Origin of the sequence: Acinetobacter sp. AYS6 (assembly GCF_025630795.1) — a bacterium.
In the GTDB taxonomy this organism is placed as follows: Bacteria; Pseudomonadota; Gammaproteobacteria; order Pseudomonadales; family Moraxellaceae; genus Acinetobacter.
Genome location: NZ_JAOTNV010000006.1, coordinates 76,682 through 90,460, shown reverse-complemented (window position 1 = coordinate 90,460; position 13,779 = coordinate 76,682). Strand labels below are relative to the sequence as shown.

General features: G+C 38.0%; 13 protein-coding genes. 8 read left to right on the top strand and 5 right to left on the bottom strand.

From position 1 onward, the window contains the following. Window positions 1-12: 12 nt before the first annotated feature. Entirely contained in the window at window positions 13-483 is a 471-nt protein-coding gene (locus OD757_RS08705; protein WP_174739220.1) for a hypothetical protein, read from the bottom strand. Window positions 484-604: 121 nt separating this feature from the next. Here OD757_RS08705 and OD757_RS08700 point away from each other — a divergent pair, with 121 nt between their 5' ends. From OD757_RS08700 to dapC, 6 genes are all read left to right on the top strand, one after another. Beyond that, window positions 605-1,327 (top strand): AzlC family ABC transporter permease, encoded by a 723-nt coding sequence (locus OD757_RS08700; RefSeq protein ID WP_263031843.1) that lies wholly within the window; start codon window positions 605-607, stop codon window positions 1,325-1,327. A 1-nt stretch (window position 1,328) separates the two neighbouring features. Then, a complete protein-coding gene (gene ygaH, locus OD757_RS08695) occupies window positions 1,329-1,670 on the top strand; it encodes an L-valine transporter subunit YgaH (RefSeq protein ID WP_263031594.1) in 342 nt (113 codons plus the stop codon). 122 nt (window positions 1,671-1,792) lie between these two features. Next, window positions 1,793-2,182: a tautomerase family protein gene (locus OD757_RS08690; RefSeq protein WP_009388287.1), complete on the top strand. Its 390-nt coding sequence runs from the start codon at window positions 1,793-1,795 to the stop codon at window positions 2,180-2,182. A 102-nt stretch (window positions 2,183-2,284) separates the two neighbouring features. After that, entirely contained in the window at window positions 2,285-3,502 is a 1,218-nt protein-coding gene (purT, locus tag OD757_RS08685; RefSeq protein WP_263031593.1) for a formate-dependent phosphoribosylglycinamide formyltransferase, read from the top strand. A 27-nt stretch (window positions 3,503-3,529) separates the two neighbouring features. Then, window positions 3,530-6,193 carry a [protein-PII] uridylyltransferase gene (gene glnD, locus OD757_RS08680; RefSeq protein ID WP_263031592.1) on the top strand — a complete coding sequence of 888 codons (2,664 nt, stop codon included), beginning with the start codon at window positions 3,530-3,532 and terminating at the stop codon, window positions 6,191-6,193. A 25-nt stretch (window positions 6,194-6,218) separates the two neighbouring features. Beyond that, window positions 6,219-7,388, top strand: coding sequence for a succinyldiaminopimelate transaminase (gene dapC / locus OD757_RS08675; protein ID WP_263031842.1), 1,170 nt, complete (start codon window positions 6,219-6,221; stop codon window positions 7,386-7,388). Between the two features lie 55 nt (window positions 7,389-7,443). Here dapC and OD757_RS08670 read toward each other — a convergent pair whose 3' ends face one another. The 4 genes from OD757_RS08670 to msrB form a co-directional block, all read right to left on the bottom strand. After that, window positions 7,444-8,076, bottom strand: a complete 633-nt coding sequence (locus tag OD757_RS08670; protein WP_263031591.1) for a LysE family translocator — start codon at window positions 8,074-8,076, stop codon at window positions 7,444-7,446. 63 nt (window positions 8,077-8,139) lie between these two features. After that, window positions 8,140-8,985, bottom strand: coding sequence for an AraC family transcriptional regulator (locus OD757_RS08665; RefSeq protein ID WP_263031590.1), 846 nt, complete (start codon window positions 8,983-8,985; stop codon window positions 8,140-8,142). After that, window positions 8,985-9,470 (bottom strand): glutathione peroxidase, encoded by a 486-nt coding sequence (locus tag OD757_RS08660; protein WP_009388288.1) that lies wholly within the window; start codon window positions 9,468-9,470, stop codon window positions 8,985-8,987. The genes OD757_RS08665 and OD757_RS08660 overlap by 1 nt, the downstream gene beginning before the upstream one ends. Continuing rightward, the gene (gene msrB, locus OD757_RS08655) at window positions 9,467-9,886 is read right to left on the bottom strand and encodes a peptide-methionine (R)-S-oxide reductase MsrB (protein ID WP_004792889.1); all 420 of its coding nucleotides are present in this window, start codon (window positions 9,884-9,886) and stop codon (window positions 9,467-9,469) included. Before msrB ends, OD757_RS08660 begins: the two co-directional genes overlap by 4 nt. A 237-nt stretch (window positions 9,887-10,123) precedes the next feature. On the opposite strand from msrB, the gene OD757_RS08650 reads away from it, so the two are divergent. Together OD757_RS08650 and OD757_RS08645 are read left to right on the top strand one after the other, a co-directional pair. Next, entirely contained in the window at window positions 10,124-11,554 is a 1,431-nt protein-coding gene (locus OD757_RS08650) for a pyridoxal phosphate-dependent aminotransferase (protein WP_263031589.1), read from the top strand. A 476-nt stretch (window positions 11,555-12,030) separates the two neighbouring features. Continuing rightward, window positions 12,031-13,338 (top strand): dicarboxylate/amino acid:cation symporter, encoded by a 1,308-nt coding sequence (locus tag OD757_RS08645; protein ID WP_263031588.1) that lies wholly within the window; start codon window positions 12,031-12,033, stop codon window positions 13,336-13,338. Window positions 13,339-13,779 lie beyond the last annotated feature (441 nt).

The window sequence follows — 13,779 nt, the reverse complement described above, 5'->3', positions numbered from 1 at the left end:
ATTTATAAATTTTTATTTTGGAGAGGTATTTCCAAGATTTGGCGTATCGATCGCATCCTTACATTGCGCTTTATCTCGCTCATAATCTGCTTGTTTCTTAGCAACTGAATCATTATTTTCAAGCGTTTCGCGTGCCCATACATCTAGACTCGTTAAAGCTTTACGACAAAGTGCATATTTCCCTTCTGTCACAGAATCAGTCATTTTTACATTAATACGCCAATCCGTACTCAATTGACGTAAAGGTTTACGAACTTTGTCATCAATTTGACTCAGCTGCTTTTCATAAACCAAATGCTCAACCGTATTAATCAATGTCCATGCTTTTTGAGCATAAACAGTTGCGTCATTGGTTAGTTTAGGTGCTGGCTTAATTTCTACTTTTTTTTCTGCCTCATGATTACCATTGTCACAGCCCTGCAATGTAAAAATACCTGCACTCAACATGGCGATATAAACTAAACGAATCTTTGCATTGAACATAGCAAACTGCCGATTAAACATTTCGGCACTATGCTATTAAATTCGGCTACAATACTCAATCTTTCAAGTATTTTTATCATTTGGTTTATTGCCAAGGTGTATTGTGTCCGAACAACAATTGATGCCTGCCCAAACGGCAACTTTTTGGCAAGGCGCCAAAGATAGCCAAGCTATCGTACTCACCTATTTACCCGTTTCTTTTGCCTTTGGCGTTTCTGCATCTCAGTTTGGTTTTACACCATGGGAAGCTTTTTTCCTATCTTGTTCAATGTATGCCGGAGCCAGCCAGTTCTTGGTTGTCGCGCTTTTGGCAAGCGGTTCATCTATCTGGTTAACGGCATTAACAGTCATTGCATTGGACATTCGCCATGTACTTTATGGACCTGCTTTATATAACCTTATTCCGAGCAAATTAAATCTTAAAAAAACAGCGGTATGGGCATGGGGCTTAACCGATGAAGTTTTTGCCAGTGGAATGATTCAACTTTCACAGCGCCGTCAGCAATGGTCTGAGTCTTGGATGCTAGGCTTAAGCCTATTTAGTTGGATGGCTTGGGCAACTGGCTCATTGCTAGGCGGATTATTTGCAGATCAAGTGTCTCATCTTCCAAAGTTTTTACAAGCAGCCTTAGACTTCTTATTACCTGCTTTATTTTTAAGTTTTTTATTAGCAGCATTTGAGCGAAAGCATAGCTTTGTAGTTGCTATATCTTTAGTTGTTTCAGCGTTGTCCTGCTATTGGATTAACCTATCTGCAGCTATTTTTATTGGTATTTTTTCAGGCATTTTAGCCGGCTTGTTTAAACATTATGTGCTGAAACAACAAGAAGAGGTCGAAGTTTAAAATGAATCTAGAGATTATTCTGGTTGGCATAATTGTTGGTATTGCTAATTTTTCCTCACGTTTTGGACCATTCTTTGTTATACAGAAGCTACAAGGTACACAGCAAAGACGCGGTTCAGTCTGGCTAAAAATTGCGTTGGGAAGCATTGGCATATCTGCAATTAGCGCCATGCTTGTGGTTGCCACTCTTCCACCACTTCTTGAAAATCCAGATAAAAGCCTAGCTATGCTTATCGGCTTTTTAGTGCTAGCAGCTCTTTATTTTAAATTTAAGAAAATCGTACCGGCAACGTTAACTGCCGCAATTGTTTATGGACTGATCTATACTTATTTACCTTTATAAATAGATAAACTGATCTTGCTTATATAAAATAAATCACGGCCAAAGGTGTAGTCCTCTGGCATAAAAACCTAAATTTTTGAACTGATTAAAAAGATAACTTCATCTACTTAATAGAGATAAAAATGTCACAAGTTAAAATTTATGCAAATGAACAAACGATTATGCAGTATCGAGAACTACTTTCTCATGCAATCCATCAAGCTTTAATTCAAGAGTTGAAATATCCAGTTGAGAAAAGATTTCAGCGTTTTATCAGTCTTAAACCTGGAAACTTTATCTATCCTTCTGACCGCAGCCAGCACTACATTATTATCGAACTCTCAATGTTTGCGGGACGTAGCCCAGCCACTAAGAAACAACTTATTCAAACTTTATTTCGCAATATTGAAGAACAATGCAAGATAGCTCCGCAAGATATTGAAATTACGATTTTTGAAACCCCTAAAGAAAATTGGGGCATACGCGGTAAAAACGCAGATGAGATGCTTTTAAACTATCAGGTTAATATCTAAAAAGTGCCCTCTTAATTGTCCGACAAAATTAATCTTTTTATGTGTGATAAAGCTTAACTCCATCAGAAGTTCTGCTATGCTTAAAAAAATAATTTTGTCAGGATGATTCGCATGAGCGTGACACTCGGTACCCCACTTCAATCTTCTGCATTTAAAGTTTTATTGTTAGGTTCAGGAGAACTTGGCAAAGAAGTTGTAATTTCTTTACAACGCCTTGGTGTAGAAGTACATGCAGCCGACCGTTATGATCATGCGCCAGCCATGCAAGTTGCACATTTTTCTTATGTGCTCAACATGGCTAATCCAACTGAGTTAAAACAGCTCATCGAAAAAATTAAACCGAATTTAATTGTTCCAGAAATTGAAGCCATCGCGACAGAAGTTTTGCTTGAAATTGAAGCGAGCCAAACTACAACTGTTATTCCTTCTGCTAAAGCTGTAAACCTAACCATGAATCGTGAAGGCATTCGTCGTCTTGCGGCTGAAGAACTTGGTTTACCGACCTCTGCTTACCGCTTTGCTGACTCACTAGAAAGCTTCCGCGCTGCTTCTGATGATATTGGCTATCCAAACTTTGTAAAACCTGTAATGTCATCTTCGGGTAAAGGTCAGTCTCGTGTAAAAAGTTTCGATGAAGTCGATGCTGCTTGGGAATATGCGATGCAAGGTGGTCGTGTTAACCAAGGTACGGTCATTATTGAGTCTCAAATTGATTTTGATTTTGAAATTACATTACTTACCGTGCGTGCAAAAAATCCTGAAACTGGTGAAATCGAAACTCACTATTGTGACCCAATTGGTCACCGTCAAGATGCTGGTGATTATGTAGAAAGCTGGCAACCTCAACCGATGACTGCGGCTGCACTTGAAGAAGCAAAAAGAATTGCGAATAAAGTGACAACAGCGCTTGGCGGCTGTGGTATTTTTGGTGTAGAACTGTTTATTAAAGGCGACAAGGTCTGGTTTAGTGAAGTTTCGCCTCGCCCACATGATACTGGTCTAGTTACTTTAGCATCACAATTTCAAAGTGAATTTGAATTGCATGCTCGTGCAATTTTAGGATTACCTGTAAACACAGCTCGCCATAGTGTTGCTGCGAGTGCAGTCATTTATGCTGGAGTCGATGCCAACAACTTAAGTTACAGCGGCTTAAATACGGCATTAGCCGACCCAAATACTGACTTACGCCTGTTTGGTAAACCAGAGGGTTTCAAACGACGTCGTATGGGTGTGGCAACTGCTCGCGCAGAAAATACTGATCTTGCTCGTACTTTAGCGAAAGAAACCGCTGATCAAGTAAGCGTAAAAACCAACTCTTAATATTTACTTATTGGTAGACCCATTTTCATGATCAATACATCGCCATTGCTGAACTACGTTACAAGCCATCATGATATTAAAGCCATTAATCAATGGCGAACGGATGTAGAAAAGCAATTGCAGGATTCATATGAAAATGGGCAATCTATTCGAGAAGTGATTAAAGCACGCTCAGACCTCGTTGATGAAGCACTAATCTTTCTGTGGAAACATGCCGAACTTGATCAGACAGGTCTAGGTCTTTTTGCTGTAGGTGGTTATGGGCGCCGTGAAATGTTGCCCTATTCCGATGTTGATATCATGATTTTATCGGAACATGAAATTAACGAAGAAAATGAAAAACGTATTTCTACATTTATTTCCTCTTTGTGGGATGTTGGTAATTTCAAACCCGGTATTAGCGTTCGCACCATTCAAAGCTGTGTTGAACAGGCAGCGACAGATCTAACAGTTGCAACGACACTCATTGAAGCTCGTTTAATTACCGGTAATAGTCAACTTGCGAAATGGCCGCGTCGTATTGTTTCGCAAACGTGGACAGACAAAACATTTTTTGATGCAAAAATGGCTGAACAAGCTAAGCGTTACCACCAACACAACAATACTGAAAGCAACTTAGAACCTGACATTAAAAATGCGCCTGGCGGCATTCGTGATATTAACCAGATTGGTTGGATTGCTAAGCGTCATTTCCGCGTAAACCGCATTTATGACTTAGTTCATTTAGGTTTTATTTCAGAATTTGAATTAAACGTTTTAGAAGAAGCAGAAAGTTTTCTTTGGGAAATTCGTCACCATTTACATCGCTTAGCGAAGCGTGATGAAAACCGTCTTTTGTTCGATCATCAAAGAGATATTGCCGCTCAATTTGGTTATGTGCGTCAAGAAGGTCAACCTGTAAATTACGGCGTTGAACAGTTCATGAAGCGTTATTACCGTACAGCTCAACAGGTTTCAACGCTTAATGAAATGTTGTTGGCATATTTTAGCGAATCGGTCATTACTCCGCGCTTACCAAATTATGAACGTAAAATTGAAGAAGTTAATAATCATTTTAAAATCGTTGATAACAAGCTTGCCGTACAGCACCACAAAATATTCGCAGAACACCCAAGTGCTATTTTAGAATTGTTCTATATTTTGGCTAATCGACCAGATATTGAAGGCATTCGCGCACGTACTTTACGCCTACTTATTCTTGCTGCAAAACGTATCAATCAAAACTATCGAGATAATCCTGAGCATCAAGCCCTATTTATGTCGATTATTCGCTCACCTTATCGTCTATACGATACTTTGGTTGCGATGAAACGATATGGAGTTCTAGGAAACTATATTCCAGCATTTGGCCAAATTATGGGTCTTATGCAATATGACCTATTCCATATCTATACAGTTGATGCACACACCCTATTATTACTGCGCAATTTAAACCGCTTTAAAGAACCTGAATTCGCTAAAGAGTTCCCTGTAGTAAGTTCTGTTTTCCAACGTCTTGCACGTCAAGATATTGTATTTATTGCTGCATTATTTCATGACATTGCCAAAGGCCGCGGTGGAGACCATAGTGAACTTGGTGCAGAAGACGCAATCGAGTTTGGACGTGCGCATGGCTTTACAGAGCGTGAATGCAAATTAATTGCATGGCTCATCCACAACCATTTGCTTATGTCACTGACAGCTCAGAAAAAAGATATTTCAGATCCAGATGTGGTTAAAGATTTTGCCGAAAAACTTGGCGATATGGAGCATCTTGATTATTTATATACTTTAACAGTTGCAGATATTAATGCGACAAATCCAAAACTGTGGAACACATGGCGTGCTTCGCTTATGCGTCAACTTTATACGCATGCCCGTGATGTCATTCGTACAGGTTTAAGCCGTCCTGTTGACTATCAAATGCTAATTGAAGACACCAAATTTGCAGCAAGTGAATTATTGGTAAATAACTTCTCATTGGCAGACGTTGAAAAAGTATGGCAAGAACTGGGCGATGAATACTTCATTAAAGAATCGGCAGATGAAATTGCATGGCACACTCAAGCAATTTTGAAACACGGCGATAACCCAGAGCCATTAGTTCTGTTACGTGCTCACCGTAAAGCTGCGCAAGATGCCGTGCAAATCTTTATATACACGCGTGACCAACCCAACCTTTTTGCCACCACCGTTGCAGTTTTAGACCGCATGAACCTAGACGTTCAAGATGCAAAAATTATCACAGCAAGTACCGCATTTAGCTTAGATACCTATGTTGTGCTCGATCGCTTTGGTACATTGCTAACCGACCCTGAACGCGAAGAAACAGTTAAAACTGCATTGGTGAAGGCGCTTAGTCAGCCAGACCAATATCCGGGACTTATGCAACGCCGCATTCCACGTCAACTACGTCATTTCGATATTGAAAATACAGTTGACGTTACATTGAATGAAGCGTTACAGCAAAACATGGTTGAAATTTCAACACTCGATCACCCCGGCCTACTTGCACGTGTAGGTGGCTTATTTATGATGCAAGGTTTAGACATCCATTCAGCTAGAATTGCAACTTTAGGTGAACGTGCAGAAGATATTTTCTTTGTCACGAAAAAAGATGGAAAACCGTTAAATAACGAAGAGGTTAAACTCTTCTCGGAAAAGCTTAAAGCTGCATTAGATGAAGCATCTAATCAAATTTGTCAGCACTGAAACTCAACTACTTGGTAACTGTTTAATGAACTCTAGCTTGTCGTTATTGCACCCATATCCATTTGAAAAGTTAAACCAACTTTTTAAGGATACTACTCCTGCTAACCTTCCCTTGATTCCTCTATCAATTGGTGAACCAAAGCACCCAGCACCAGAGTTTGTTAAACAGGCAATTATTGACAACTTCAATCACCTCTCAACTTATCCAAATAGCAAAGGCTTACCTGAGCTTCGCCAAAGTATTGCAGACTGGCTCACTAAGCGCTTTAAACTTAATAGCATTAGTGCTGAAAACCACATTTTGCCAGTGTCTGGTACGCGTGAAGGGATTTTCTCATTTGTTCAGGCGCTCATTAACCGTGAAGACGCACCGTATGTGGTCATGCCGAATCCGTTTTATCAAATTTACGAAGGAGCAGCTCTACTTGCTGGCGCAAAACCTTATTTCATCAATTGCACCGAAGAAAATGGTTACTTAGGTGATTTTGATGCAGTGCCAGCCGAAGTATGGGAAAAAACAGCCCTTCTTTTTGTATGTACGCCGGGCAACCCAACTGGTACGGTGCTTTCTAAAGAACAATTCAAAAAGTTAATTGCCTTATCTGATCAATATAATTTTGTTATTGCTTCTGATGAATGCTATTCAGAACTTTGGTTCGAGCAAGCACCTACAGGTTTATTAGAAGTTTGTGCAGAACTTGGTCGTGATGACTATAAAAACTGTGTGGTATTTCATTCACTGTCTAAACGCTCAAACTTGCCGGGATTACGCTCAGGTTTTGTAGCGGGTGATGCAGTATTATTAAAACCATATTTGCAGTACCGTACCTATCATGGCGCAGCAATGCCTGTTCAACATCAGCTTGCATCTATTGCGGCATGGAATGATGAAAACCATGTTGAAGAAAACCGTAAGCAATATCGTGCAAAGTTTGATTTATTCCAAAACGAACTAGGTCACTTATTACCTCTGCAAAAGCCAGATGCAGGTTTCTATTACTGGTTAAAAGTTGATAACGATGAAACTTTTGCCAAGATGTTGATGGAAAAAGCCCACATTAAAGTTTTACCGGGTCGTTATTTATCTCGTGATACAGATCAAGGTAACCCTGGCGAGAATCATGTGCGTATGGCTTTAGTCGCCGATTTAGCACAATGTGAAGAAGTGGTTAAGCGCTTAAAAGCAATTCTTTAAATATAGATAAGCTGTATAGCCTTCACTATTTAGGTTGAAGGCTATACAACCGACATTAACTATAAGCAAGGAGTAAGACTGCAAAAAATATAAAAGCCAGACTAGAACAATAATATAATCCTATGGCTGAACGTTTAATCTGCTCTAGAACCCGATTTTGAAGTAATAGACGAACTAACAATAAGTTCCAAACAAGCACGACTCCAGTCATCCACGTACTCATCAGCAATTTTTGAACCAGACTAAATTGATGTTGAATAAGCAACATCAAGCTACTATAAAACATAATATTTTTGGGATTAAGCAGACTAGATTGTATACCCAACATTAAGCTCTTAATTTTATCCTGCTGCTCATACTCTTGATCAATCAACTCATTTTTTTCAGTAACAAAAGTTAAAGTACCAGACTGAGCAGCTCTAAAACAAAGATAACTCAAATAAACCAAATACCCAGCCCCAAGCCATTTAAGTACTAAAAGAATGGTCGTACTCAAACTTCCAAGCAACATAAATCCAAACATACACGCCATTAAGATTAAGGCATTACCAAATGTAATTCCTGCAATGACACCATATGTATAGCGCGAGCCCTTTTGCAAAAGACTGGTGAGAATAAGAAAGAAGTCAGGTCCCGGAGATAACAGTGCTAAAAAGTGAGTAAAGGCGATAACTAAAAAAGCTTCCATAAGGGTTTCATCTGTAAACAATATGGAATAGCTTAAAAATAGAGAAAAATAATTTCTTGTAAATTATTGCGCGGCAGCAAGTTGATACTGTCGAGGAGTAATCCCTGTATGAGCTTTGAAAGCTTTATGAAAATGGCTCTGATCACTAAAGCCTAAATTCACTGCTAACTCTACGAGTGGAATACCTTGTTTTAATTGTGCTCTGGCCTGATTAATCTTTAGATTAATTTGAAATGCATGAGGTGTTAAACCAACATTGGCTTTAAATAGACGAATGATCGCATACCGACTAAGACCCACCTGCTGTGCAAGCTCTTCTAGAGAAATGAATCGTTCTGATGATTTAATAATATGAATTAAGTTCAAGAAGTCTTCGTACAAATATTGAGTTTTCTGTATTTCTTCTAAAACAAAATGAGGTAGTAACAACTGAGTAAGGCAATAGATAAGCGACTGTTCTTTTTCAAGAATCAATTTTTGAGCGTCAAATAAAGTTTCATTCATATCAGTAAAAGCCTGATACAAAGTTTCATCTTTAATAATCAGAGGTCTATGCTGGGGCAAATTTAAATCAAAGCCCTCTTTTTGAAATTCAGTGTACCATTGATTAAGCCACGATATATCCAGATGTAGCATCTGGTAACTCCAAGCCTGATCTGGCAATGGATTACAAGAATGTTCAATGTGGGCAGGTACAATGACTAACGTACCAGCAGAAATCTTTTGTGCTGTACCAAATGAACTTTGAAAAACGCTATTCCCTTCATCTATAGCTCCAATAGAAAATGTTGGATGGCTATGAGACTTATAACATGTTCGACTAAAACAAGATCTTCTGGTTTCAACATAAGTCATTCGCCCATCTTGCCAAAACTCAAAAGCTTGAGGAATAGCGTTCATTGAATTCATTAACTCGCTAATGCTTTTTCAATATCAGCTTCTAATGCTTCCGGCTTAGTCGTAGGAGCATAACGATTAAGCACGGCGCCATCTCTCCCTACCAAAAATTTAGTAAAGTTCCATTTAATCGTGCTACTGCCTAAAATCCCTTTAGCTTCACGTGTCAAAAATCTAAAAATCACGTGGGCTTCTGGCCCTTTTACATCTACTTTCGCAAACATCGGGAATTTCACCCCATAGTTGCGCTGGCAGAACGTACCGATTTCTTTATTGCTACCCGGATCTTGCCCACCAAACTGGTTGCAGGGAAACCCTAAAACTTCCAAGCCTTGATCTTTATATTTTTCATAAAGCTTTTCAAGACCAGCAAATTGTGGTGTAAAACCACATTTACTTGCAGTATTTACAATTAGTAAAACTTTACCTTTGTAATCAGCTAATTGCTTAACTTCACCCTCTAACAGTTCAGCTTCAAACTGATAAATATTACTCATGGATAGGTTTCCTCATCATTTTTTTCTTGTGATTTCAGTTGTAATGATGCCGAGTTTACACAATAGCGCAAACCAGTCGGCTGTGGTCCATCTTCAAAAACATGCCCTAAATGGGCTTCGCAATCATGACAAACAATTTCTGTTCTGACCATACCATGCGATAAATCGTCATGTTCTTCAATTGCAGTTGGCTCAATCGGTTTAAAGAAGCTAGGCCAGCCACAACCACTGTCATATTTAGTATCTGATGAGAACAATTCTGCGCCGCAGCAACGGCAGACATAGGTACCATGTTGCTTAGTATTCCAATATTGCCCCGTAAATGCAGGTTCAGTGCCCTTTTGTCGTGTAATCCGATACTCTTCTGGTGATAACTCTCTTTGCCATTCCCGGTCTGTTTTATTGACTTTTCCCATGACATGCACCTTTATTCTGATGTAAACATTTCTGATGATTGAGTTTTATATTTACGCCATTCATCACAAAAACTCTAGTCTCTGAACGTAAAATTTGTTGGAATTTAATCACTAAGCAATAGAAAGCAAAAGGTAAGCAAAATTCAAAATCAAAAGTAAGCAAAATTATGTTTTATTTTCTTCCAAGTAAGCAAAGATGGTGATATTCTTGTTTGGCACGGTTGTATAGGACAAAACATGTCTCAGAAAAAAAGTGTGCTTTTCCAGCAACTATTACCAGTTATCAAACAGTATCAGCAATCGGGCTTTACCCATGAAAAAATTGTTGAATTACTAAAAGATCAACACGATCTGAATTTGGTAACAGTTAAAACATTTAAAAGTTATTTATACCGATATGCAAAAGTGAATCCAGCTATGTCTAAAAATACTGCTACCCTCCAATCTATACCAACTTCTCGAGAAATAAAGAAATCATCGAAGCTTGAGCATGTTTGTTATGACATTCGCGGACCAGTATTACGAGCCGCCAATGAAATGGAAGAGCAAGGACATAAAATCATCAAGCTAAATATCGGCAACCCTGCTCCATTTGGCTTTGAAGCACCACAAGAAATTATTAATGACGTTGCTTTAAATCTACCAAATGCAATTGGTTATGTTGATTCAAAAGGTATCTTCCCTGCTCGTAAAGCAATTTGTCAGTATTACCAACAAAAAGGCATTCTAAATATGCACGTGAATGACGTGTATATTGGCAACGGTGTTTCTGAACTCATTGTTATGGCAATGCAAGGCCTGCTTGATGATGGCGACGAAATGTTGATTCCAATGCCGGATTATCCGCTTTGGACAGCAGCTGTTAATCTTTCAGGTGGTACAGCAATCCATTATAAATGCGATGAAGAAAATAGCTGGTATCCAGATATTGCTGACATTGAAAGCAAGATTACATCGAATACTCGCGGTATTGTCATCATTAACCCGAACAACCCTACTGGTTCAGTCTATCCACGTCATATTCTTGAACAGATTGTTGTGCTTGCGAAAAAATACGATCTAATTTTATTTGCTGATGAAATTTACGACAAAATTATTTATGACGGTATTGAACATGTTTCAGTAGCTTCATTAGCAGGTGATCAGCTTTGCGTATCTTTTAATGGTTTATCAAAAGCTTATCGTATTGCAGGTTTCCGTTCAGGCTGGATGGCAATTACTGGCGATAAAAGCCGTGCTGCTGACTATATCGAAGGTTTAGATATGTTGGCCTCTATGCGCCTCTGTGCAAACGTTCAAGCTCAATATGCGATTCAAACTGCTCTAGGCGGCTATCAATCAATTAATGACCTGATTCGTCCGGGTGGCCGTTTATATGAACAACGTAATATTGCTTGGGAAATGCTCAATGAGATTCCAGGGGTAAGCTGCGTAAAACCAGATGGAGCAATGTACTGTTTCCCTCGCCTTGATCCAAACATCTATCCAATTGAAGATGACGAAAAGTTAATGCTTGATTTGTTACGTGCAGAAAAAGTTTTATTGGTGCAAGGTACAGGCTTTAATTGGCCAACTCCAGATCATTTCCGCGTGGTTTTCTTACCTGCTGAAAATGAGTTACGAGAAGCAATTACTCGTTTAGGTCGTTTCTTAGCCAACCGTCGTTAAAAAAATGCATATTAAAAAAGGCATCTTAAATTAGATGCCTTTTTTAATAATTCTGTTTTATGACTTTGAAAAAAGAATGATCAACAACACTCTCATCTGCTTACCGACTCAAAAACAAAACTTTGAAATTAAAAACTTTTTCTTAAAAATTTAATTCTTTTAACCTTTAAATTCGCTTTAATAATTTATTTATATATTTTTTACCATACGTTTAAATTTATACGTAATTTCACAATTACTCTAATCTTTATTATGCAAAAAATGCATGGATCTATATTTTTTTGCATTTCACACTGCTTCAAAATCGAGCAACAATCCCCTTCCATAACAACATCACCATATTCGATTCGGTTAAAACAGATACAGGTATCTAGGAAGATAAAATCGGTAGAACGACCGGACTGAACTAACAAGGAAAGCTTTCAATCATTCAAATCCCATCAAAGAATGATTGAATCAAATGGATAGAGGTTCATATGAAGCAAAAGAAATTGCTCAAGTATATTGTTATAGCTATTTTACTTGGTGTACTGACAGGTTGGATTTGTCATCACTTTTACAATGAAGGTGAACAACTCAAACAGATCGCTTCTTATTTCAGCATCGGCACAGACATCTTTTTACGTCTCATCAAGATGATTATTGCACCATTGGTATTTGCCACAATTGTTTCAGGCATTGTATCAATGGGGAAATCAACATCAATCGGCAGTATCACACTCAAGTCAATGACTTGGTTTATTACTGCTTCGTTTGTATCGCTTGCCATCGGCATGGGCTTAGCAAACTTTTTCCAACCTGGCGCAGCTCTAGACTTAGCATTACCAACAGCTCAACAACTTAGTGGCGCTTCTCTCCCAGCGACCACTGGCTTTACGCTGCAATCATTCATAAGTCATGTGTTTCCACGCAGCATTGCAGAAGCAATGGCAAATAACGATATTTTACAAGTTCTTGTTTTTTCTATTTTCTTTGGTTCAGCGCTCGCTTTTGTAAATCAAGGCAAAGAAAAAGACTCAGTTATTATTCGTTTGACTGAAGAACTTAGCAAAATCATGTTCCGTATCACCGATTACGTCATGATGTTTGCACCTTTTGCAGTATTTGCTGCAATTGCTTCAGCAATTACAGTACAAGGTTTAGGCTTAATTGTTGACTACGGTATTTTAATCGCCGAGTTCTATTTCGGTCTTCTGTTACTTTGGATTGTTTTGTTCTCTGTTGGTGCAATCGTACTTAAAAAAGATATTTTTCGCTTAGGCAAATTAATTCGTGAACCTGTAACGCTTGCTTTTGCTACAGCTTCAAGCGAGTCTGCTTATCCTAAAGTAATGGATGCACTCAACAAATTTGGTGTACCTAAAAAAGTGACAAGCTTCGTATTACCGCTGGGTTATTCATTTAACTTAGATGGCTCAATGATGTACACCACGTTTGCAGTACTCTTTATTGCCCAAGCTTACAACATCGATCTTAGCTTCACTCAACAAATCTTAATTCTGTTAACTCTTATGGTAACAAGTAAAGGTATTGCAGGTGTATCACGAGCTTCAATTGTGGTTATTTCAGCAACACTCACCATGTTCCATTTACCTGAAGCTGGCATTCTCTTATTGCTTGGTATCGATCAGTTCCTTGATATGGGTCGTACTGCAACAAACGTAGTAGGTAACAGTATTGCTACCGCAGTTGTTGCTAAGCTTGAAGGCGAAAAAGTAGCTGATACTGAAGAATTACCTGAACCTGTATTAATTAAATCAACTCAAGAACAAACGCCCGCTTAAGTTTCTCTTTTCTCCCACTCTCCCAACTTAAGAGCAATTTTATATGACCTTATAAAATTGCTCTTCTTTTTATTCTAAAATTAAACAATAAAAATTTATGTGTATTTCCATTTTAAATAATGAACTAAATAATGAGTTTTAACTCCTATTAAATTTTCTTAAAACAAACCTTAAAAAGAGAATAAAAATCACCCAAACAGAATTTATATTCTTAGTAATAAATATCAAGCGATTAAATTTTAATTCATTCTTTCATCTCTTAATTATATTAAACCATTGAAATTATTGTTTAGTTTATCTATAAAAAATTTATATAATTTTATTAACAATAAATAATTATTATAATCAATACTATATAAATACCAAATGGTAAATAAAACCCAATCATACCCATTATTTTTAAATTTTATAATAATAAAAAAATCATTTGCTTCCTTTATA

Coding starts and splice junctions, on each gene's coding strand:
- OD757_RS08705 (WP_174739220.1), bottom strand. CDS start 483: ATGTTCAATGCAAAGATTCGTTTAGTTTATATCGCCATGTTGAGTGCA.
- OD757_RS08700 (WP_263031843.1), top strand. CDS start 605: ATGCCTGCCCAAACGGCAACTTTTTGGCAAGGCGCCAAAGATAGCCAA.
- ygaH (WP_263031594.1), top strand. CDS start 1,329: ATGAATCTAGAGATTATTCTGGTTGGCATAATTGTTGGTATTGCTAAT.
- OD757_RS08690 (WP_009388287.1), top strand. CDS start 1,793: ATGTCACAAGTTAAAATTTATGCAAATGAACAAACGATTATGCAGTAT.
- purT (WP_263031593.1), top strand. CDS start 2,285: ATGATTCGCATGAGCGTGACACTCGGTACCCCACTTCAATCTTCTGCA.
- glnD (WP_263031592.1), top strand. CDS start 3,530: ATGATCAATACATCGCCATTGCTGAACTACGTTACAAGCCATCATGAT.
- dapC (WP_263031842.1), top strand. CDS start 6,219: ATGAACTCTAGCTTGTCGTTATTGCACCCATATCCATTTGAAAAGTTA.
- OD757_RS08670 (WP_263031591.1), bottom strand. CDS start 8,076: ATGGAAGCTTTTTTAGTTATCGCCTTTACTCACTTTTTAGCACTGTTA.
- OD757_RS08665 (WP_263031590.1), bottom strand. CDS start 8,985: ATGAATTCAATGAACGCTATTCCTCAAGCTTTTGAGTTTTGGCAAGAT.
- OD757_RS08660 (WP_009388288.1), bottom strand. CDS start 9,470: ATGAGTAATATTTATCAGTTTGAAGCTGAACTGTTAGAGGGTGAAGTT.
- msrB (WP_004792889.1), bottom strand. CDS start 9,886: ATGGGAAAAGTCAATAAAACAGACCGGGAATGGCAAAGAGAGTTATCA.
- OD757_RS08650 (WP_263031589.1), top strand. CDS start 10,124: ATGTCTCAGAAAAAAAGTGTGCTTTTCCAGCAACTATTACCAGTTATC.
- OD757_RS08645 (WP_263031588.1), top strand. CDS start 12,031: ATGAAGCAAAAGAAATTGCTCAAGTATATTGTTATAGCTATTTTACTT.